Annotated in this window: 24 protein-coding genes; 10 read left to right on the plus strand and 14 right to left on the minus strand. The window is 63.3% G+C overall.

What is annotated here, in order from left to right; genetic code table 11:
* Positions 1-153: 153 nt before the first annotated feature.
* Complete coding sequence (locus ACMDCR_RS05100; RefSeq protein WP_413991478.1) at positions 154-426, minus strand: hypothetical protein; 273 nt, start codon at positions 424-426, stop codon at positions 154-156.
* Positions 427-865: 439 nt separating this feature from the next.
* Positions 866-1,543, minus strand: coding sequence for a LuxR C-terminal-related transcriptional regulator (locus tag ACMDCR_RS05105; protein ID WP_413991479.1), 678 nt, complete (start codon positions 1,541-1,543; stop codon positions 866-868).
* Positions 1,544-1,844: 301 nt separating this feature from the next.
* Between ACMDCR_RS05105 and ACMDCR_RS05110 the strand changes: the two genes are divergently transcribed.
* The gene (locus ACMDCR_RS05110) at positions 1,845-2,135 is read left to right on the plus strand and encodes a hypothetical protein (protein ID WP_413991480.1); all 291 of its coding nucleotides are present in this window, start codon (positions 1,845-1,847) and stop codon (positions 2,133-2,135) included.
* Positions 2,136-2,405: 270 nt separating this feature from the next.
* Here the strand turns inward: ACMDCR_RS05110 and ACMDCR_RS05115 are convergent, their stop codons facing one another.
* Both ACMDCR_RS05115 and ACMDCR_RS05120 read right to left on the minus strand, forming a co-directional pair.
* Positions 2,406-3,050 carry a dihydrofolate reductase family protein gene (locus tag ACMDCR_RS05115; protein ID WP_413991481.1) on the minus strand — a complete coding sequence of 215 codons (645 nt, stop codon included), beginning with the start codon at positions 3,048-3,050 and terminating at the stop codon, positions 2,406-2,408.
* A gap of 110 nt (positions 3,051-3,160) precedes the next feature.
* On the minus strand, positions 3,161-3,760 hold the full coding sequence (locus ACMDCR_RS05120) for a TetR/AcrR family transcriptional regulator (RefSeq protein ID WP_413991482.1): 600 nt from the start codon (positions 3,758-3,760) through the stop codon (positions 3,161-3,163).
* A gap of 65 nt (positions 3,761-3,825) precedes the next feature.
* Here ACMDCR_RS05120 and ACMDCR_RS05125 point away from each other — a divergent pair, with 65 nt between their 5' ends.
* The gene (locus ACMDCR_RS05125; protein ID WP_413991483.1) at positions 3,826-4,743 is read left to right on the plus strand and encodes a serine aminopeptidase domain-containing protein; all 918 of its coding nucleotides are present in this window, start codon (positions 3,826-3,828) and stop codon (positions 4,741-4,743) included.
* Between the two features lie 6 nt (positions 4,744-4,749).
* Here the strand turns inward: ACMDCR_RS05125 and ACMDCR_RS05130 are convergent, their stop codons facing one another.
* The 7 genes from ACMDCR_RS05130 to ACMDCR_RS05160 all read right to left on the minus strand — a co-directional run bounded on the left by ACMDCR_RS05130 (position 4,750) and on the right by ACMDCR_RS05160 (position 9,767).
* Positions 4,750-5,265 (minus strand): YegJ family protein, encoded by a 516-nt coding sequence (locus ACMDCR_RS05130; RefSeq protein WP_413993540.1) that lies wholly within the window; start codon positions 5,263-5,265, stop codon positions 4,750-4,752.
* A 12-nt stretch (positions 5,266-5,277) separates the two neighbouring features.
* Positions 5,278-6,039, minus strand: a complete 762-nt coding sequence (locus ACMDCR_RS05135; protein ID WP_413991484.1) for a PspA/IM30 family protein — start codon at positions 6,037-6,039, stop codon at positions 5,278-5,280.
* Between the two features lie 19 nt (positions 6,040-6,058).
* Entirely contained in the window at positions 6,059-6,880 is an 822-nt protein-coding gene (locus ACMDCR_RS05140; protein WP_413991485.1) for a heavy metal-binding domain-containing protein, read from the minus strand.
* On the minus strand, positions 6,880-7,785 hold the full coding sequence (locus ACMDCR_RS05145; protein WP_413991486.1) for a heavy metal-binding domain-containing protein: 906 nt from the start codon (positions 7,783-7,785) through the stop codon (positions 6,880-6,882). Before ACMDCR_RS05145 ends, ACMDCR_RS05140 begins: the two co-directional genes overlap by 1 nt.
* A complete protein-coding gene (locus ACMDCR_RS05150; protein WP_413991487.1) occupies positions 7,772-8,155 on the minus strand; it encodes a hypothetical protein in 384 nt (127 codons plus the stop codon). Before ACMDCR_RS05150 ends, ACMDCR_RS05145 begins: the two co-directional genes overlap by 14 nt.
* 197 nt (positions 8,156-8,352) lie before the next feature.
* On the minus strand, positions 8,353-8,946 hold the full coding sequence (locus tag ACMDCR_RS05155; RefSeq protein WP_413991488.1) for a hypothetical protein: 594 nt from the start codon (positions 8,944-8,946) through the stop codon (positions 8,353-8,355).
* Between the two features lie 98 nt (positions 8,947-9,044).
* Positions 9,045-9,767 carry an SH3 domain-containing protein gene (locus tag ACMDCR_RS05160; protein WP_413991489.1) on the minus strand — a complete coding sequence of 241 codons (723 nt, stop codon included), beginning with the start codon at positions 9,765-9,767 and terminating at the stop codon, positions 9,045-9,047.
* A 150-nt stretch (positions 9,768-9,917) separates the two neighbouring features.
* On the opposite strand from ACMDCR_RS05160, the gene ACMDCR_RS05165 reads away from it, so the two are divergent.
* Both ACMDCR_RS05165 and ACMDCR_RS05170 read left to right on the plus strand, forming a co-directional pair.
* Positions 9,918-10,922, plus strand: a complete 1,005-nt coding sequence (locus ACMDCR_RS05165; RefSeq protein ID WP_413991490.1) for a 2-hydroxyacid dehydrogenase — start codon at positions 9,918-9,920, stop codon at positions 10,920-10,922.
* 13 nt (positions 10,923-10,935) lie between these two features.
* Positions 10,936-11,484 (plus strand): GNAT family N-acetyltransferase, encoded by a 549-nt coding sequence (locus ACMDCR_RS05170; protein WP_413991491.1) that lies wholly within the window; start codon positions 10,936-10,938, stop codon positions 11,482-11,484.
* Here the strand turns inward: ACMDCR_RS05170 and ACMDCR_RS05175 are convergent.
* On the minus strand, positions 11,470-12,120 hold the full coding sequence (locus ACMDCR_RS05175) for a B3/4 domain-containing protein (protein ID WP_413993541.1): 651 nt from the start codon (positions 12,118-12,120) through the stop codon (positions 11,470-11,472). The genes ACMDCR_RS05170 and ACMDCR_RS05175 overlap by 15 nt on opposite strands.
* 160 nt (positions 12,121-12,280) lie before the next feature.
* Between ACMDCR_RS05175 and ACMDCR_RS05180 the strand changes: the two genes are divergently transcribed.
* Genes ACMDCR_RS05180 through ACMDCR_RS05190 form a run of 3 tightly spaced genes read left to right on the plus strand, consistent with a single transcriptional unit; the run spans position 12,281 to position 14,118 of the window.
* Positions 12,281-13,063 (plus strand): AraC family transcriptional regulator, encoded by a 783-nt coding sequence (locus ACMDCR_RS05180; RefSeq protein WP_413991492.1) that lies wholly within the window; start codon positions 12,281-12,283, stop codon positions 13,061-13,063.
* Between the two features lie 43 nt (positions 13,064-13,106).
* On the plus strand, positions 13,107-13,475 hold the full coding sequence (locus tag ACMDCR_RS05185) for a YybH family protein (RefSeq protein ID WP_413991493.1): 369 nt from the start codon (positions 13,107-13,109) through the stop codon (positions 13,473-13,475).
* A gap of 37 nt (positions 13,476-13,512) precedes the next feature.
* Positions 13,513-14,118, plus strand: coding sequence for a LysE family translocator (locus ACMDCR_RS05190; protein ID WP_413991494.1), 606 nt, complete (start codon positions 13,513-13,515; stop codon positions 14,116-14,118).
* Positions 14,119-14,407: 289 nt separating this feature from the next.
* Here the strand turns inward: ACMDCR_RS05190 and ACMDCR_RS05195 are convergent, their stop codons facing one another.
* Complete coding sequence (locus ACMDCR_RS05195) at positions 14,408-14,611, minus strand: hypothetical protein (protein ID WP_413991495.1); 204 nt, start codon at positions 14,609-14,611, stop codon at positions 14,408-14,410.
* Positions 14,612-16,407: 1,796 nt separating this feature from the next.
* On the opposite strand from ACMDCR_RS05195, the gene ACMDCR_RS05200 reads away from it, so the two are divergent.
* Positions 16,408-16,986, plus strand: coding sequence for a nucleoside 2-deoxyribosyltransferase (locus ACMDCR_RS05200; protein ID WP_413991496.1), 579 nt, complete (start codon positions 16,408-16,410; stop codon positions 16,984-16,986).
* Between the two features lie 2 nt (positions 16,987-16,988).
* Here ACMDCR_RS05200 and ACMDCR_RS05205 read toward each other — a convergent pair whose 3' ends face one another.
* Complete coding sequence (locus tag ACMDCR_RS05205) at positions 16,989-18,005, minus strand: adenosine kinase (RefSeq protein WP_413991497.1); 1,017 nt, start codon at positions 18,003-18,005, stop codon at positions 16,989-16,991.
* An 87-nt stretch (positions 18,006-18,092) separates the two neighbouring features.
* On the opposite strand from ACMDCR_RS05205, the gene murJ reads away from it, so the two are divergent.
* Together murJ and ACMDCR_RS05215 are read left to right on the plus strand one after the other, a co-directional pair.
* Entirely contained in the window at positions 18,093-19,637 is a 1,545-nt protein-coding gene (gene murJ / locus ACMDCR_RS05210; protein WP_413991498.1) for a murein biosynthesis integral membrane protein MurJ, read from the plus strand.
* A 95-nt stretch (positions 19,638-19,732) separates the two neighbouring features.
* Entirely contained in the window at positions 19,733-20,299 is a 567-nt protein-coding gene (locus tag ACMDCR_RS05215) for an isochorismatase family protein (RefSeq protein ID WP_413991499.1), read from the plus strand.
* Position 20,300 lies beyond the last annotated feature (1 nt).

Below are 20,300 nucleotides of genomic sequence, written 5' to 3' on the forward strand. Positions count from 1 at the left end.
AGCGGCGTCGGTCAGCCGGGCTTGCGAGAATGTTGGAAGCTGGCGTCCTGCGAACTTCGCTGCAGCATCACGCTCCAGGCGGACCATCTTTGTGAAGCGGCGCCATGGCACCGGTGAGCTGGCGAATATCCGGTCATCGGAGTCGGTACTATCTTACTGGCCGTCGGGGCCTGGGAAATCGGCTCGCTCAAAGATCTGCCGGATCTCCTCCAGCTCCAGGAGAGGCATTCCGCCCTTGGGCACGATCTGCGCGGTCTTCTGGCGCACGGAGTCGGGCTCCCAGTCCGTCAAAACAATTCTCACCGCCTTCCAGAGGGGCAGTGTCGCAACCCGGACACCGCTGACCTTGCCGTCGCGCGGAGCCAGATCCCCGTGCTCGCCGAGGGTCCAGAGCTCCACAAGTTCGTCATAGTCGATACTGCCCACTGGGACCTCGGATCGTTCTTCGACCGGGAGATAAACGACCAAATTCAATTGGATACAACTTCTCCGATAGGGGATGTCGACGCCTTGCCAAGCGCCGACGCTCACTTGTTTCCGTGAGTGTTCGCTCATGAAATGGTATTCGAGTGGGTTACTGTCATCCGCCAAACGCATAGGCGAGCGTGCGGCCCGTCGCGGATATCTAACCCCACGCAACCTGGTTACTTCTCCACACGGTGTATGAAGGCCGTGGTTTCAGCAACGCGCATAGCCCGAATCAACAAGGCACGCTGACGGACATTGCCGTTCCCGTCTGTTGCGGAGGTTACGCATCAGCGGGCCGATCATCACGGGCAGGCGCCGAGAAAGGCACAGGCCCCCCTGTCCTAGAACGGCGGGGGGAATGCCGGTACCCAGGTATGCCTCCCGCCTGGTCGTAGCCTCATTGCAGACCCAGCAACTCGTTGCTCTTGCAAACCAGTTCGGTCCTGTTCTTGGCCTTTATCTTCCTCATCATGTTGCGGACGTGGATCTTAACCGTCGCCTCGCTCATGCTCATCTTGTGGGCGATGATCTTGTTGGGATCGCCCCGGCGCAGATGCTCGAGCACCTCGAGTTGGCGCTCGGTGAATATCGATTTGTCCGCCCGGGCGACCTTGGCTTCACCGCCTGCTGGCGCCGTGCTCCGCATCGACATCAGGCTGCTTGCCGGAATGAAAGTTCCGCCCACATTGATCAGCCTGATGGCGCCCAGGGCGATCTCCAGATCGAGGCCCATGGACACATAACCCTTGGCGCCTTTTGACAGAGCCTCGATCATGGGGCCGGGCTGATCGACATCCGATACAATGATCACGCGCGCATCGCTCGAAGCCTGCACGATCGTATCCAGGCTATGGAGTACCGCGTCTTCCGTCGCCCGTTCGCCGGTTGCGCACAGCAGAACGATCTCGGTGGATGCGTGATCCGAACTCTCGAGCCACTCCTGATGGTTGGCAAAGGAATGGATCTCGAACTCCACCGCCATCTGCATGAGGCAGCGCGCGAGGCAGGTTCCAAAGAACCTGTTCTCCGATATCACCGCGATGGGGGGCTTGGCTGCTTCCACATCAGAGGGCAAGTAGGCATACTCGCTCGCGAAAGGACCCTGAAAGTCTTCGGAAGGATTAGCGAAGATGGCTCCAGCCGCGGATTCTGCGGAGGGCGCCGGTACGAAAACGTTCATTTTCGATCCACGGAATTGGTAGCTGATGATGTGTATTGAGTATCGCACCTCGCCCCGATTGGTCGTTAGCAGTCAGTCCTAAGACGTAACAGGCCGTACAAAAAATAGATCAAAGGCGACGTGCCGATGCGCTTCGGCAGTTCCGGGCCATCCTGGCCAGCCGGTCCGCACCCATGGACCGTCACCGGGGATGGCCATGAGTCCGGTGTATTTTGCCGATACAGCGCACTTTGGTGCGGTATTTTCCTCATTCGCCGTGTTTTCCGACGCTTGGTATCGCCCCGCAGCATTCGCAGCAGCGACGGATCTTCATGCAGGTGTGGTGGCAACAAAAGCGTTGGAACGGCACGTCTTGCTTGCTCCGCGCGCGAAGCGGGCATTTGTTTCTAGCCACTTCAGCTACGGGTCTCGCTGGCTGGGAGGCCTGACGGGACTCGAATCAGCGGACCGTTTACGCCGAATGGAGTACCAACAGCGTTTGCCATGACCCGTCTCGTGGGAAACCAGCGCGGCGACAAAACTGACGAAACGACCTGCTCCGCCCACCGCGCTACAGGTCCGCAGGAGAAACTGAGGGCGTTCGAACCCGTGACCTGGAGAGTGATGAGCGCCAGTTCCGCCAGTTTTCGCCTTCGCGATTCTTGCCGATTCCGTCAGTTCGCAAAACGCCATGATGTAGTGTCGGACGATCCGATTCTTGTTCTCCTGAAGGCGCGGCCGTTTCCAGAATGCCGGCTGGAAAGCCGGCGCTCCCAGCCTACCTCTTCATGATCATCAGATGCGTCGTATTTGCCGTTGGCACTCGCTCCGTGCAGTGGTAGCCGAGCGCCGGCAGGTCGATCCCGGCGAACAGGTTCTCGCCCTTGCCGAGCAGCACCGGCGACATGGCAAGGTGCATCTCATCGATCAGCCCTGCGCGCAGATATTGCTGGATGGTGGAAACACCGCCACCCACGCGCACGTCCTTGCCTCCGGCCGCTGCTCTTGCCTGCTGCAGGGCCGCTTCGATGCCATCGGTGACGAAGTGGAACACCGTGCCGCCCTTCATCTCGATCGGCGCGCGGGCGTGGTGGGTCAGCACGAAGGTCGGCACGTGATAGGGCGGGGTATCGCCCCACCAGCCCTTCCAGCTTTCATCGGGCCACGGGCCGCGCACCGGCCCGAACATGTTGCGGCCGAGAATCCAGGCACCGATGTTCTCGAAGCTGCGAGCGGCAAAGTCTTCGTCGATGCCGGTCTCGCCCCCATCCATGCCGAACATCTTCTGGAAGGTTCGAGTGGCGAAGGCCCATTCATGCAGCTTCTTGCCGTTCACCCCGAGAGGATTGTCGAGGCTCTGGTCGGGGCCGGCGCCATAGCCGTCCAGTGAGAGGGAGAAGGCGCGGACAACGAGCTTGGACATGGCGGTTTCCTCTTCAAGTGCCGATTATGATGGATTTTCTGCTTGCAAGCTGAAAGCGGCTTGAAGCTAACGAGACCGCTTTCAATATGCAAGTGGTTTTGACGCCGAGCTCAAGCTGCCACCGAAGGGTTTCGAGCTTCGCCTCGTCTCGCTGCTTCAACCAGTGTAAATGCCGCCTCGCCCGCGTCCTCCATGTAGCTGGCGTCGCGGTGCAGCAGCACCACTGCGAAGGAACCGTCGAGCAGAAGCACGATCTGCCGCGCCAGCAGGGCGGCATCGGCGATGGCTTCGGTTTCGAAAACATGCCGGAGCCAGTTCTCGAACGCCTTCTTATGGGCGGCCCCGATGCGGATGGCCGGGTGACCCGGGAGGTTGGCAAGTTCCGCCGAGGTGCGCAGGAAGCCGCAGCCCCTCCATTTCGGGTGGCGAGCCGATCGCGCGAGGTTCAGGAAGATGGCTCGCATCTTCGCAGCCGTGCCGCCCTCAGCCTCCTCGAACCAGCGCCGGAATAGCATGAGATTGGGCTGGTCCCGCGCTGCGAGATAGGCGGCGATCAGGTCGTCCTTGCTGGCGAAGTGGTAATAGAGCGTTCGTTTGGTGACGCCGGCCTTCTCCGCCACGGCATCAACGCTCACGGCGCGAATGCCCTGCGCGTAGAACAGGCTGGAGGCGGCGCCGACGATGCGTTCGCGCGTTGAGAGCTCGGCCATGACAGTTCCCATGTATACTGCCTAGTGAGTATAAGGGGTGCCGCTCTTTCTGTAAGCTTCGGCCCATGCAAGAGCCTGCTCGAAAAGCCGCGCCCGCCGAGGCAGCCGAACCGATCGCTATCACCTGCGATGACGGCGTGGTCCTTGGCGCGCATCTGTGGAAGGCGGCAGCAGGGACGAGGACCGGCACAGTGATCGTCAATCCGGCGACCGGCGTGCTGGCGCCCTATTATCATTACTATGCATACTTCCTCTGGGAGCATGGTTTCGATGTGCTCACCTATGATTATCGCGGCATTGGCCTGTCGCGCCCCGCCGATCTCAGGCGCTGCGGGTATCGCTGGTTTCAATGGGGCGAGCTCGATTTCCAGGCCGTGCTGCGCTTTGCCCGTGCCCGCGATCCCCATGGCTTCCTCGGCGTGGTCGGCCACAGCATTGGCGGCTTCATGCCGGGTTTCGCGCTCTCGGCACCCGCCATCGACCGGATGCTGACCATGGGCGCCCAATATGCCTACTGGCCTGATTACGCGCCCCGCCAGCGCGCCGGCCTCGTGCTGAAGTGGCATGTGGCGATGCCGCTGTTGACGACGTTCTACGGCTATTTTCCGGGGCGCCGCCTCGGCTGGCTGGAGGACTTGCCGGCGGGCGTAGCCCATGAATGGAGCTTCCGCCGTGCGCGTATGGAGCTGAGCTATCCCGCCGGCCGGCGCGCCGAGATCCTGGCGCGCTTCGCCGCCGTGAAGGCGCCGATCCTTGCTATTTCCATGTCCGACGACATGTTCGGCACTCCGCGGGCCGTCCGTCGCGCCCTGGCCTATTACAAGGGCAGCCAATCGAGCGTCGCGGAACTTTCACCACAGACCTTCGGCTTTGACGAGATCGGTCATTTCAGCCTCTTCCACAGCCGCCACGCCGCTGGCTTCTGGCAGGACACGCTCGAGTGGCTGAGGCACGGCCGCAATCCATGGGAGGGCCCGCGGTAGGAGCCCTCAGGACCCGTGATGCTCGCAGGTCAGTTTCATCTGGTTCATCAGTTCCTGGGCCTGGGCAGGATCCTCGCGGCTCAGCAGCACGCAGGTGGTGAAGTTGCCGAGCGTCTTGCCGTGATCGACATACATCCAATCGCGGATTCGACTGCGTGGGAAGGTGACGAGCTGGCCATACTGGATGTTCTGCACCACTTCGGGCCGGTTTTTGATGCGGCCGCTGAACTGGTTGCCCGTGCGGGTGAGCTCGTTCACCCAGAAATATTCCCGCTTGTCGCCGTCGCTGATCGGGATCTTGACCAGGAAGCTGCCGGTGCCTGGCGCCTTGGCCTCGAAGGCATCGAGGAACTGGCCAAGGGTCTGCTGCGCCTTGGCGAAGGCGGCATTCATGGCCGGATCATCGTGGGCGATGCTCTGCGTCTTGCCCTGCTCGGCCTTGCCTATCAGCGTTTCGCCATGTGCGGGCGAGAGCAACGCGAGAGCAAGGCCAAGAACGGCAGGACAGGTCAGCGATCGCATAACGTTCAACGACTACGCCTTCGGCTCATCATCCGGCTTGGGCAGGTTACCCGCCGATGAGGAGGAGCCGATCACCTTCGGGCCGAGCTGCGCCTTCAGCGCGGCGAGATCGTCGTCTACCGCGTGCTTGTCGCGCAGGGCTGCCAGTTCTTTCTCGGCTGAGCTGCGTTTGTCGAGAGGATCGTTGACGATGCCCTGCTCGATCATCGAATCCATGGCGTCGGCCTTGTCGCGGGCGGCGAGCATGCGGTCCTCGGCGCGCTGATAGGTCTCACCGACGCCGCCCAGCCGCTCGCCGATGCCGGTGAGGGACTGCTGCGCTTTTACCTGCGCCTGCGCTGCGGCATAGCTTGCTTTCATCGTCTCCTTCTGGGTGCGGAACTTCTCGATGCGCTCCTGCAGGCGCTGCTGATAGTCTGTCAGCTTGGAGATCTGCGGCAGGATGGCGTTGAGCGCCTGTTCCAGCGTGGCGCGGTTGTCCATGGCCCGGCGGCGGTGCACCAGCGCGGCCTTGGCGAGATCGTCACGCTCGGCCTTGACGGCGGTGGCCGCGTCGTCCTCTGCGCCAGCGATCTCGCGATCGGCGGCAGCGATCTGGCGCTCCAGCGACTTCTGCTGGGCGATCACGTCGGCGAGGTGCGCCTTGGTCTCCTGCAGGCCGCTCAGCATCTTCTCATAGGAGAGGTCGAGCACCTCGTTGGGGTCTTCGAGGGCGTTCAGCAATTTATGCGTCTTGGCCGAGAAGAGGTCGGCGACGCGTCCCAGGATCGACATGGGTTTGGCTCCAAAAGGATCAGGTGTTGACCGACAGCACGAGCTGCGGGTCGGGAATGGTGGCGGGGTCTATCTCCGTGCCAATAGGCTTCACCGCGGTGCCGATGGCGAAGAATTCGATGACATGGCTGCCCCAGCCGTGATTGCCCTCATGCAGGTCGACGCCGACGACGCCCTCGGCGCCGGCGCGATGGGCTTCATCCTGCATGCGCTCCATGGCGATTTCGCGGGCATCATAAAGGGCCTGCGAGAAATTGGTGAGCTCGACATTGCGCATGGAGTTGGCCATGGCCGAGAAAATGCCGCGATGGGCGACATGGTAGACGCAGGAACCCATCACCATTTCAAGCGGCCGATAGCCGGCATGCAGCAGCGTCCAGAAATCCTGGCCGGAAAGGTCGGAGGTGAAGGGCTGGCCGTTCACGCCCTTGAAGCCCTGGTGGCCCTGCGCATGCACGACACCTGTGCCGATGGCGACGAATTCGAGCACATGTTCATCCCATTCCAGGCGCTTGACCTCCAGCCTGACGCCGACAATGCCATCGGCGCCCATGTCGGCGGCCTCGGAGCGCATGCGGCTCATGGCGAGCTCGCGGGCGTGGTACATGGCCTGCGAGATGGTTGTCAGCTCCTCGTTCTTGGTCCAGCGGCCATACTGCACGCCCAGATGATAGATGCACGAGCCCACGCACAGGCCGATCGGCTCGAATCCGGCCTTGCGCACCAGCAGGAACTCATTGACTGAGAAGTCGGAGGTGAAGACGCCATCCGGATTGCCGGCGCTGCGCAGGCCCTTCAGGCGTTCGAGCGCGTGCTGCGGAATGTTGTCGCCATCGGACATCAGATACCTCCCTCACTGTCATTGGTGCCGAAGCCGTGACGGCTGGCGATTTTGCGCCGCAGGGGCGAAAGCGTGTCACGCATGTCGACCACGGTACGGATGTGGTGCGGCACGTCGGCCTTGCGCGGCGTGTCGACCACCGTGCCGATGACGATGTGGCGGCCGAGATAACGCATTGGCTGGTTCTCGCCGCCCTCATAGCGCAGGAGCTGGCCGAAATGGACATCGGCCAGCACGCCATTGCCCTGCCGCGCGGCGTTAGCGCGCAATTCGGCATGGGCCTGGCGACGCACCCGTTCCCAGAACTTTCCGAGATCGGTCAGGGGCGTGTTGTAGCCGCTGTAACCGCCAGTGGAATAATCCGGGCGGAAGGATGATTGCTGCAACCAGTCATATTTCGCCCCGACCGCGAGGCCGGTGGGCACGATGCCAATTTCGAGCAGCCGCACGAATTCGAGCGCCGGCACCGTGGCGACGATGGGATCCTTCGCCGCCGGCAGGCTGGCGAAACGCACCGCCGTGCCGACCAGGGTAAAGTCCATGCTGTCATTCTCGCCGCGTGCGATGGTACGCATGTGAACGTCGACCACTGCATTGGCGCCGCAGGCCACCGCCTCCTGGCGCAGGCGTGTCAAGGCGATGTTCCAGCCCTCGGCATGGCCTTCGGTCCAGCTCCAGCCATAGTGGTACCAGCAGGTGCCGGAGACGGTGGCGAGCGGCTTTATGCCGTGGCTGCGTGCCAGCAGAAGTTCGGCCGGCGTCATGGTCGAGAGCCAGGGCACCGCGCCTGTCTTCGCCTTCTCAAGGCGCGCCACCACGAAATCCGGCAGCTTGCCGCTGTTGAGCGCCTGCTCCCATTTGTCGAAGCGGACATCCGCCGGGTCGAGGCCATCAAAGGAAGCCATGGAGCACATCTCCCGCGATGGCACTGCGGTCGGCGAGGTCGGCGACCGATTTGTTGAGCTCACCAAGCCATTGCGGCACCGGCAGGCTGGCGGTGCTGATGGTCACTCCATGCACCACCTTGGCGCGGCTCGCCGTCAGGCCCGCCTTGCCGTAGGCCAGGGAGAAGATCGCGTCGGGATGTTCGACCTTGATCTCGGTGACATGGCGGGTGGAGGAGAAGAAACCGTCGCGCCTGCGCTCCACGCTCACCCGGCCCGGCAGCGCGGTTTCGAGCCGAACCGCCAGCGCTGCCATGAAGGCGCGCATGTCACGTTCCGAGTGCCGCAGCACCGCGGCATTGAGATCGAACGCATCGAGGGAAGAATTCATGAGGGGGCCGCAGCGGGTCAAAGCCTCGACAGGGAACGGCCGCCAGCGCTAACACCAACGCGGCGTTCCCGAATGAAAACGCACTCTTATCCCCCACCGATGCGATCTTAGCACGAGGCGAAGGGCACGCAACGGCGGGGAGGCGTTTCGGGCGGCAATGTTGCGTGCAGTGTTACAAAGTGCACATGCGTCGCCCTTCAGCCGAGTCTGGCCAGGAACGCAGGGTCGAAGGGACTGCTTCCGCCAGGCGTGGTGATGTCGATGGCGAAGGGACGGAAAGCAGCGATCTCCATGGAAAATCTCTCGGGTTCCGCCAGTCCCAGGAAAATGGGTAGCCGGCAGGCCTCCGCGATTTGCCGGCAGCGCGGCAGATTTTCGAAGGCGACAAGCGGAAGATGGACCGCATCGGCGAATTCGGCGCAGGCCGCCGCCAGTTCCAGGGCCTGCGCCTGCTCCGGCTCGATCGACTGTATGATCTTGCGGCCGCGAATAATGCGCTTGAGGCCTGGATACTCGCTCGCCGGCAGGGCGCGCATGAGCTGGACGGCCGTAGCCGCGGCTGCATCAACCTGCTGCGCGACGGTGCCGGCCGTGAGGGCCTTGGTCTGGACGACCGCCGTCACCATCGGGGGAAGCGACAAAGCGATTTCGGCTATTGCCTCGTCGGGGGTCATGCTGCTCGTGGCGAAGCCGAGAGGATCGAGGTCGATCGCATCCGCTCCCGCCTCGACAGCGATGCGGGCCTCTACCAGCGTCGTGATGCCGCTGACCTTCAGGCGGATGCGCGGCATGGGAGGCCCCTGGGAGCGCGGACGTCCCGTCCGCTTTTGGAAATGCTACGCTTCGGGATAAGGGAAGAGAGCAGGCAAGGATGCCTGCGCTCCCAGGCTCAATCCACTGCTTCGCCGGGATAGGCGCCCCACAAATTGCTCTCCTGGATCCAGCCGTCGAAGCCATCGCCGTTGATGCGGCACCAGTTGGAGGTGCAGCTCTTGATGTTGGCTTGCACGCCCGGCTGCAGCATCGCCACCGCGTTGGCCTTGCGGTCGGCGCTGGCCAGGAGCGGCAGGGTGGGCTGCTTCGACCAGGGCGCAATCAAGGCGGTGCGCTTGCCCGAGAGCAAGTTCTGCAGCACCCAGCCTTCGGAGCCGTCGGCATCGCGGATGCGGCGCCAGTTCTCGAATTCGGCGATCACCTCGACCGGCAGATTGGCCTTCTGGTAGATGAAAGAAACGGTCTGGTCGCGCGAGGGGCCCTGGCGCACATTCACCTTGTCGGGCTTCAGGCTGACGAAGCGTGGCATCGGCAGGCCGGAGACCGGGCCGAGCTGGTCCTTGACCGCCGAGCTGTCGGGCAGCGAGCCGGTGACGTCGGTGGGTGCATTGGCCTTGCCGTCGCCCTTGCCGGAACCGGCGATGAAGGCGGCCACGGTGGGATCGGCCAGGGTCTCGGGGCTGACGCCATCGTTGGCATTGGCCACCGTCTGGGTCAGGCGCTTGTGATGGAGATAATAGACGCCACCCGCCAGGACAAAGGCACAGAAGGCGCCGGCAAAGCCGATCCTGGCGATCAGGCTCAAGCGCGGCGTTTCTTCTTCTTCATAATAGGACATGCCGAACCTCAACGCATACTCTCGCCCGCGTCCCGCTCTGTTGCTGTGCTCCCGGCTCTGTTAGAGGAAGATCAGCGACGAATGGTGGGCTTATGTGTCCAGTTTGTCCGAGTGCGGTGAACGCCGTCTTAAAGTTTCGGGGAGGTCGGCATGACAATCAGAAAAAAACCGCTCGTGGTGGTGACGCGCCGCCTGCCTGACAGCGTCGAGACGCGCATGCGCGAACTCTTCGATGCCCGGCTCAATCTCACCGATGAGAAGATGTCGCAGGAGGCCCTGATCGAGGCGGTGAAGACTGCCGACGTGCTGGTGCCGACCATCAACGACCGTATCGACAAGACGGTGATTGAAGCTGCCGGCTCCAACCTCAAGCTCATCGCCAATTTCGGCAATGGTGTCGACAATGTCGATGTCGAAGCGGCGGTGGCGCGCAAGATCACCGTCACCAACACGCCGCGCGTGCTCACCGAGGACACGGCCGACATGACGATGGCGCTGATTCTCGCGGTCGCGCGGCGCGTGCCCGAGGGCGCGCGTGTGATTCCCGAGGGCGACAATGCCTGGCCCGGCTGGTCGCCGACCTGGATGCTCGGCCGCCGCATCACCGGAAAGCGCCTCGGCATCATCGGCATGGGCCGAATCGGCCAGGCGCTCGCCCGCCGCGCCAAGGCCTTCGGCCTGCAGGTGCATTACCACAACCGCCACCATGTCGATCCGGCCATCGAAGCCGAGCTCGAGGCGACCTATTGGGATTCGCTCGACCAGATGCTGGCCCGCATGGACATCATCTCGGTGAATTGCCCGCACACGCCGGCGACCTATCACCTGCTCTCGGCCCGCCGCCTGAAGCTCCTCAAGCGCGAGGCGCTGGTGATCAACACCGCTCGCGGCGAGGTGATCGACGAGACGACCTTGGCCAAGATGCTCGATGCCGGCGAGATCGCCGGCGCCGGGCTCGACGTCTTCGAGCACGAGCCGGCCGTCAATCCGCGCCTGGTGAAGCTCGCCAAGAGCGGCCGCGTCGTGCTGCTGCCGCATATGGGCTCGGCCACCATCGAAGGCCGCACCGACATGGGCGACAAGGTCATCGTCAACATCCGCGCCTTCATGGACGGGCACACCCCGCCGGACAAGGTGCTGCCGAGCATGCTGTGAGAGTGCCGCCGCGATGACCGGAGCCATCGAAATCGCCAGCTTCAAGGCGGGTGACCAGCAGGGCGTGATCGACCTCATCCTGCCGATCCAGCGCGAGGAATTCGGCTTCGCCATCACGGCCGAGGACCAGCCGGATCTTGCCGCCATTCCTGCCTTCTACCAGAGCGGCAAGGGCGATTTCTGGGTGGCCCGCTGCGAGGGCAGGGTGGTTGGATCGATCGGCCTCAAGGATATCGGCAACGACCAGGCGGCCCTGCGCAAGATGTTCGTGGCGGCGCCCTTCCGTGGCCGGGAATTGGGCGTGGCGGCCGCGCTCCTGCAGCGGCTGCTCGACGAGGCACGGGAGCGGGGTATCCGGGACGTCTTCCTTGGCACCACCGACCGCTTCCTGGCTGCCCATCGCTTTTACGAGAAGCATGGCTTCGTGGAGATCGCCAAGGCCGACTTGCCCGAGAGCTTTCTCTTCATGGCCGTCGATACGAAGTTCTATGTCTTCAGGCTGGCGGCACGAGACACGGGACCGGAGCCTCGATCTCCCGATCGAAACTCAACCGATGGTTAGACCAACCTCCCTGAGCGCACCATCCAGCGCCTCGCCCAGGCGCCCCATATCCTCCCCCGCCGTCTCATGCATCGCCTCGGCGACGATCAGCACTCGGTCCGTCTGGGGGCGGATCGCGGAGAGGCCGCTCTGGCGGTTGGTCCAGCGTCTGGCATGGGCCCGTCCGCCCTCGTCGGCGAAGATGACTTCGCCCGGTTCGGGATGCTCGATTTCGCCGGCAAAGGTCTCGTAGCTCTCGGTACCTGCGGCATGGCGCACCTGCAGGCCGCCTCTCACCTTGTCCAGATCGAACACTGCGATCGGAATGGCGAAGGCCAGGGAAATGCCGTTGCAGAGATCGACGAGCGGATGGATGGAAGGCAGCGAGCCCTCCTTGCGGAAGCGCCGCAGAAGCGCTTCTGCGGCGCAGCGATATTGGGTCGGCTTCAGTCCCATTTTCGAGAAGGTGCGGCGCCAGGCCTGGATCTCCGGCAGGTCGCTTTCGCTGCGGCCTTCGAGCCGCCTGGCAGCGAGATCGCAGAAGGGCCGCACGAGGCGCGAGACATCACCCATCGCCCTGACACCCGTGACATGACGGACGCTCGCGACGAGTTCGGGAAATTCCCTGAGAAGGGCTGGAGCGTAGCTGAACGTCATCGTCAAAGTCTCGGCAAGGGACATCGAACGCGAGCCATCCTGTCCGGCGGGGCAGATGCCGTCTTGGATGGAATTGCAGCCGGCCCGAAACAAGGGCATCAATGCCGCCATGGCAAGTATGATCCACGACAGGCGACCCAGAGCAGGCAACCGCTTCAGCATGCCCCGCTGCTTCATGGCCGGCATCGAGGCGGTGGAGGCGGAGAGCAGCCATAGTTTTCCGCGCCATACCCATGACCAGTTTGGTGTGGGCTTCATTTCCCGTGGCGCCCAGAAATCGGCAAGCGGACGCGGGCTTGTCGAGGCAGGCGCAGGAAACGTGATCACCGTCAATCCTGGTGAAGTGCATGATGGCATACCCATTGGCGGGGCCAGCCGGCGTTGGCACATGCTCTATCTTGATCCCGCTGTCGTCGCTGCAGCGATCGACGACATCGAGGAAGGTCGAAAGCTGGCGTTCGAATTTACCGCCCCGGTTCTCGCCGACCGGCCTCCCTTGGCGCAGTTCCAGCGCCTGTTTCGCGCCGTGACGCAAGGCGGGTCGGCTGAAGCGCGACTGAAGCGGGATGAGGCGCTGCTGCTGCTTCTCGCCCGGATGCGGGGTGAAGCCCCGGTCAAAGCCATGCCGCCCGCGCCGATCGCGCGTGCCCGGGACCTGATCGACAGCGATCCCGCTGCGCCCGTCACCCTCTCCAGCCTTGCCAAGGAGAGCGGCCTCAGCCAGTTTCAGGTCGTGCGCGGATTTGCCAGGGCGACAGGCATGACGCCCCATGCCTATCTCATGCAGCGCCGCATCCACATGGCGCGCCGCCTGATCGCGGAGGGCATGCCCCTTGCCGAGGCGGCCGCCACGAGCGGCTTTGCCGACCAGAGCCATATGACGCGGCGTTTCGTACGTGTTTACGGCGTCTCGCCGGGTGCCTATGCGGCTGTCATCAGATAAGATCCTGTAGGGCGAAGAGGCAATCATGCATCCGGAAGACGCCATGAAATTCTATCTGGCCAGGCTTGCTCTGCATGACTTCGATGCGTTGCTGCCCGTCATCGCCGAGGACGCGGTGTTCTGGTTCTCCGACGGCGACCATCGTGGCATCGAGGCCGCAAGGCGCGCCTTCGAAGCGGCGTGGAAGGCGGTCGAGAACGAGGTCTACACCCTGGAGAACCTGTACTGGCTGGCAATAGGGGACAGCGCTGCGAGCTGCATCTACAATTTCCACTGGAAGGGTATGGCGGCAGGCGAACCGGTCTGGGGCGGCGGGCGCGGTACCACGGTCCTGCGTAGGGATGCCGAGGGCTGGAAGATCGTGCACGAGCATCTCAGCCCTGCAAATGCGTTCAAGACAGCGGAGGCCTGATCGGCTTTCCTGCGGGTTGCCAAACGGGAACCCACCCATGACCTCCGACTACCTCCTCACCTCCCTCATCATCATCCTGTTGCCGGGCACCGGCGTGCTCTACACGCTCGCCCTTGGCCTCGGCCAGGGCTGGAAGGCCAGCGGCATCGCGGCATTCGGCTGCACGCTTGGCATCCTGCCGCACATCGGCGTCAGCGTCATCGGGCTGGCCGCGCTGCTCCATGCCAGCGCCTTGGCCTTCCAGGGCATCAAATATCTCGGCGTCGCCTATCTGCTTTACATGGCCTGGGGCGTATGGCGCGACGGCGGGGCGCTGCAGGTCGAGGAGGAGGGCCGGCCGATCGAGCCGCTGGCGATCATTCGCAACGGCATTCTTCTCAACATCCTCAATCCGAAGCTGTCGATCTTCTTCCTGGCCTTTCTCCCGCAATTCGTGCCGGCGAATGCGCCTCATCCGGCAACGGTGATGCTGGAGCTGGGGCTCGTCTTCATGGCGCTGACCTTCCTGGTCTTCCTCCTGTATGGCGCCTTCGCCGCCGCTGCCCGCCGTTCCATCCTCTCGCGCCCGCGCGTACTCGCGTGGCTCCGGCGCGGCTTCGCCGCGGCCTTCGCGGTTCTGGGCCTGAAGCTGGTGCTGAGTTAATACGACTGCTCAGTAAATTTGGAGCCTGTTTCACCCAACGGGTGCGGTCCATGCACTCCATAAATGCATTGTCACCGTAATTTCAACGGCAACGGATTGGAAGTTATCTTTCGCTCCCACAAGCGAGCTTATGTCGTTAGCCCAGCGGCGTTCAGGACGAGGCTATCGAGCAGATTAGGATGAGACGCTCATTTCATGAATTTCTCGGCGACTTTGCCCAGGTCGACGCAGATGGTGCTTTCGTGAGGGTACGCCTGAAGGACGCGATCAATGATCGGCTTCCACTGTTTCAGATAGCCCTGGGCTGGTTGGGATTGGTGCCGCCTAGGCGAAGATTGCAGACAATGCGAGCGTGGCCGAGCGTTTCAGGCAATCCTAGAGCTTCGATGGCTCCGTTGCCCCAGAAGGCAACGGCAAGCCTCATGGTCCGCGAACTCGGCACAAGCGCAGCGATCTCCGCCTGAAGATGCGCAACTTCCAGCAATTTTGTCATTGAAATGTTTCCTGCCCTATTGCTGCCATGGAATTACGGCGACAGTCTACTTGAACATCACCGCTACGATAACGAGGATTGTACGCACCTGGACCTCGACGGATTTTACCCTAGCGGTCTCTAGCGGCTAACCGTGAATGCATTGCGGTGTTAGGGCACGCCACAGCGTCCCTTTAGTCTTGCGATTTCCGGCGAATGATCTTCACTATTGGGGGCGGGCACGCCGTATGCAAAGACACTCCATGCATCTCTATTGGCACTGGTTTTCTGAAGCCCTGTCAAATCAGCAAGTCTATCACGGTCTTGGAGCGTGCAGGGCCGATTATCTGTCCTTACTGGCTTAATTTTCTCAGGCGGCGTGACACAACCGGTCAATGCCAGCATAGAAAACAAAAGATACTTCCTCATAAATTAACCCCGAACTTTGAAGAGTCCACGCTACAGTAGGCGATAAGCTTAGATATACTCGTAATCGAAAGAGTGAGGCAAGGAGCCGTTTCAACCAGGGGCGTCGTTGGGCTACGGCAACAATTGACTTATTTCCCACACTATCGAGTCTCCGGATCGAACGTGTTCCCGCGGTTTGGGTATAGATCCGCGAAGACCAATTGCTCCCATATTTATCTCCAGTCTCCTCCCGCTCACCGCGGCGCAAGCCACGCGCCATACTCAACGTCCATCCAACACATACCAAGAACATGGCTTGACAGTTACTTTCCTTTATGTCCTACTCCCTTGCGGAACGAAGCACACGCGGTACGATCCGGGACCCGATCGAACCGCCGCTTCCGCCCAGCCCCTTTGATCCCGGTTTTCGCCGGCGGCACGCCAGCCGCAGCGCTTTTCCTGTCTGCTCGTCATGGCTGCAAGCCAGGAGGGGGTGGGAGAGCGGGGGATCAGGCAGGCCGGCTCGCCGTCTTCGGGCGGCGGGGGATTCTCGCCTTCGGCAGCGCCGGAGGTTCGATCCGGTCCATTTGGCCTGCTTGGCGGGGCTTGATGAGGAACCTGTGGGATCGGCGGTGCGTGGAGCCGCCCTTGCGATCCCCATGCGATGGGAAAGGGCTTTCGGGCTCGGCTTGCAAGGCCGAGCCTTGGGAGCCTGGTTGGATCCCTGCCGGTTTGCCGGCAGGGTGGCGTCGACAGCGAGGACAGGGCTGTCGGCGCCGGCGGGCGGGGCGAGCAATCGCTCCATGCGCGCCCATCCCCGTCGTCGGTTCCCTGGGCGAGACGATGCATGCGGCCGACGGCTTCCCTGGCTCGGAAGCCATGATGGCTGATATCGTCTGACCTGCATGGCTTGGAAGAGGAGGGGCCGCGCCCTCCTGTCCTGGGCGTGCCTTCCATCTGGCGGCCTGGAGGTGCTGAAGCGGCGGGGCCGAAAGGCCGCCCCCTGTCGGACTCCCAGGCGATGGAAACGACGCCCCGGCCTTGCCGCGTTGATGTCGGCGCGCGGGCCATGGGTGAAGGAAGGGGCGACGGCGGCCGCATCGACAGGCAGCCAGGTCTCCACGAATATAAGCTTCGCGGCCGCATCTGCGGCCGCCGTCGCCCCGATCTTCTTCATGCTCCGGCCCGGACAGGGCGCGGAAACGCGAAGTCGTGGCTCCAGGCGAAGAGTGTGTGGTTGGCGGACCAAGCCATTGATTGTCGGCCATGATCCTGCTTTAGGACGTCTCGTCGCGCGGCTCTACGACTGTGATCGAACAATCGATAATTTCCGAGCGTGGCGCGATTGACAGGAATGGGCGCGCCTTGCCACGACAGACAGAGACCTCTCCATGCCAGAAGGAAGGATCATGAAAGTCTATCTCGCCGGCCCCGAGGTCTTCCTGCCCAATGGGCGGGAGGTGCTCGATGCCAAGATCGCCCTGACCCGGCGCTACGGCTTTACGCCGGTCTCGCCCGGCGATCTCGACATCCCGGCCTATGAGACCAAGCGCGGCCATGGCCTAGCCATCAGTGCCGTCAATGAGAAGTTGATGCTGAGCGCGGAGATGATCATCGCCAATCTCACGCCCTTCCGCGGTATCGCCGCCGATGTCGGCACGGTCTACGAGCTTGGCTTCATGTGTGCCCGCGGCTGCCCGGCCTATGGCTTTTCAAATGTCGCGAGCGATCATTTCGGGCGGCTCAAGGCCTATTACGGCGGAGCAGTCCATCCCGACGCGCTGGGGCGGCCACGCGGGTCCGACGGCCTCGCTGTCGAGGATTTCGACATGATCGAGAACCTGATGCTCGATGGCGGCATCGAGGCGCGAGGCGGCGCCTTCGTCACCCGGGACGTGGCGGCCGAAGCGATGTTCACCGATCTCGGAGCCTTCGAAGAATGCCTCGATATCGCGGCCCAGCGGTTGCTGGGCCGGCACGCATCATAAGCTCAGAGCAGCCCGTTCTCCTGGGCCATGGCGCGCAGATTGATCTCCGGGCGGGCGCCGACATGCTGGATCACTTCCGCAGCGGCCAGGGCGCCGAGCTTGAGCGAGGCGAGGTGGCCGAGATTGCGGGCGAGGCCGAACAGAAAGCCCGAGGCGAAGAGGTCGCCGGCGCCGGTGGTGTCGACCAGTCTGCCGATGGGATAGGCCGGCACGGAGACACGGGTGCCCCCCTCGATCGCCAGCGCCCCTTCTTCCGAGCGCGTGACAACGGCGAGGCGGCAATCCTTTTCGACGAGCTGCAGCGCGGTCTCGAAATCGGAGGTCTGGTAGAGCGACTTGATCTCCTGCGTATTGGCGAAGATCGTGTCCACCACGCCCGAGCGCATCAGGTCCAGGAACTCGTCGCGGAAGCGGTCGACGCAGAACGAATCCGACAGGGTGATCGCCACGCGCCGCCCGGCTTCATGGGCGATCTTGGCGGCTTTGAGGAAGGCGTCCTTGGCGTCCTGCGGGTCCCACAGATAGCCTTCCATGTAAGTGATGGCAGCCTCGCGCACCACCCCCTCATCCATGTCGGCGGGGCCGAGCAAATGGCAGGCGCCGAGATAGGTGTTCATGGTGCGCTCGCCGTCGGGCGTGACGAGGATGAAGCTCTTGGCGGTGGAGGGGCCCTCCTTCAGCGGCTTCGTCTCGAAATGGGTGCCCTGGGCGCGCAAGTCACGCGTGAAGACGCGGCCGGCCTCATCTTCCTTCACCTTGCCGAAATAGGCGGTCTTGCCGCCGAGCGAGGCGACTCCCACCGCCGTGTTGGCGGCTGATCCTCCGGATATCTCGACGCTCTGGCCCATTGCAGCGTAAAGGTGCTCGGCACGTTCCTCGCTGGTGAGAATCATCGCCCCCTTGGCGAGACCTTCGCGGACTAGGAAATCGTCTTCGGTGTGGGCAAAGACATCGACGATGGCGTTGCCGATGGTGAGGACGTCGAAACGGGGCTTCGCGCCGGAATGGGGTATGGGCATGCAGTGTCTCTGTTTGAAGCGCGCGGACTATAGCGATGTGTTGCGCTGCGGCAAGAAAGAGTTGGAACGAAAAGGCTCGGCTCTTTAATGGCTTTCTTGCGCAATGCCGCGTCCGTCGGCTTCGCGACATTGTTCTCGCGCATCCTCGGTTTTGTCAGGGACACAATGGTGGCGGCGGCGCTCGGCGCCGGGCCGGCGGCTGACGCCTTCGTCGTCGCCTTCCGCCTGCCGAGCCTGATGCGCCGCCTGTTCGCGGAAGGAGCCGTCAACACCGCCTTCGTGCCGCTGCATGCGGAGGCCGAGAAGCGCGGCGAGGACCAGGCCTTTTCCGACCAGGTGTTCACGCAGGTCGCGCTGATCTTCTTCATCGTTTCGGCCCTGGCGTTGCTGGCGATGCCGCTGCTCATCCGCGTGATAGCACCGGGTTTCACCGAGAGCGGCGGGCGGGTGGACCTCGCCGTTTCGCTCTCGCGCATCACCTTCACCTACTGCCTCACCACGGCCCTGATGGTGGTGGCATCCGCGATGCTCAATGTGAACGGCCATTTCACGGCTTCGGCCTATGCGCCGGCACTGGTCAATGTCGTCACCATTGCCGGTCTCCTTGCAGCGCCGCTGATGGGCTGGCGGGATGAGGAGACCCTCGCCCGCATGCTGGCCTGGACGATCTTTTTCGGCGGCATTGCCCAAGGCGCCCTCGTATTCTTCGTACTCTGGCACTCGGGCCTGTCGCTGCGCCTGGTGCGGCTGCGTTGGAACGGCGCGGTGCGCCGTTTCTTCCTGCTGGCGCTGCCCGGGGTGGTGGCTGCCGGCGTCACCCAGGTGAATGCCTTCGTCGGCCTGGTCGTGGCTTCGCCCGACCCCGGCGCGGTGACCTGGCTCTATTATGCCGACCGCGTCTATCAACTCCCGCTCGGCATCGTGGCGGTCGCGCTCGGCAATGCCCTGCTGCCGGAACTCGCGAGAGCCAGCGCGCAGGGCAATGTCGAGGCCGAGCGCACGGTGTTCAGCCGCGCCGCCGAGTTCGCCGCCTTCCTCAGCCTGCCCGCGGGCCTTGCCCTGATGGTGCTCGCCGGACCGATCGTCTCCGTATTGTTCGAGCGCGGCGCCTTCAACGCCACGGATGGTGCTGCCACGGCTCTTGCCCTGGCCGGTTTCGCCGCCGGCCTGCCCGCTTTCGCCGGCGCCAAGGTCTTGCAGCCGCTGTTCTTCGCCCGCACGCAGATGCGCCTGCCCTTCATCGTCGCCCTGACCGGCATGGCCGCTGACGTGGCGCTCTCCCTCGCGCTCTTCCCCGTCTGGCGCCAGACGGGCATTGCCGCCGCCGCCGCCGCCTCCGGCTGGATCAACCTGTTCCTGCTCGCCATTGCGGCGTGGCGGAGCGGACTGCTGCATGTGGACGCCATGGCGGTGAAGCGATTGCCGCGACTCGTGCTTGCGGCGGTGCTCATGGCGGTCGCGCTCTGGGTCTCGAGAGACTGGGTTGAGCCCTGGATGGGCTCCGATAAGTCAAGCTTGCTTCGCATGGGGCTTTTGGGAGCCCTCTGCGGAGCTGGCTTTGGACTTTACTGTGCGCTCGCCTGGATATTGGGCGCGACTGAAAACCCGCTTCGTCAACTGCGCGGCACCTAATGGCGTAAACTGTCCGCTCTTTGTCCCGTGCCTGCCTTTCTCTCTTGATCTGCCGCGCTAAAATGCTTCCATTATCCACTCCATGGAGGCATCAAATGTCCGCATCCGATACCGCGCTTCTCGTCATCGACGTCCAGGAATCCTTCCGCCAGCTGCCGGTCTGGCGTGAGGAGGACCTGCCCGCCTTCGCCCGTGAGCAGCAGGCGCTAATCGATGGTGCCAAAGCGCAGGGCATCCCGGTGGTGCAGATCTTCCATGTCGACGGCGATGCCGCCTTTTCCGAGGGCTCCGGCTTTGTCCGCACGATCGCGGCAATCTCGATCACCCCGGATGCGGTGTTCCACAAGCACCGGCACAGCGCGCTGGTCGGCAGCGGCCTCGATGTCTGGCTTACCAGCCACGGCATCCGCCGCCTGATCGTTTCCGGCATCCGTACCGAGCAGTGCTGCGAGACCACCACGCGCCATGCCTCCGATCTTGGCTATGAGGTCGATTTCGTCAGCGCGGCGACGTTGACCCATGATATCGTCGATGCAGCCGGCCGGCGCTGGAGCCCGGCAGAGCTCAAGGCTCGTACGGAGGCCGTGCTCTCAGGCCGGTTCGCACGCATTGCCACGGTGGCCGAGGCGCTCGCCGGCCGCCCCGAACGCAAGGCCGCCTGAG

Origin of the sequence: Labrys okinawensis (genome assembly GCF_047345005.1) — a bacterium.
Lineage (GTDB): Bacteria > Pseudomonadota > Alphaproteobacteria > Rhizobiales > Labraceae > Labrys > Labrys okinawensis.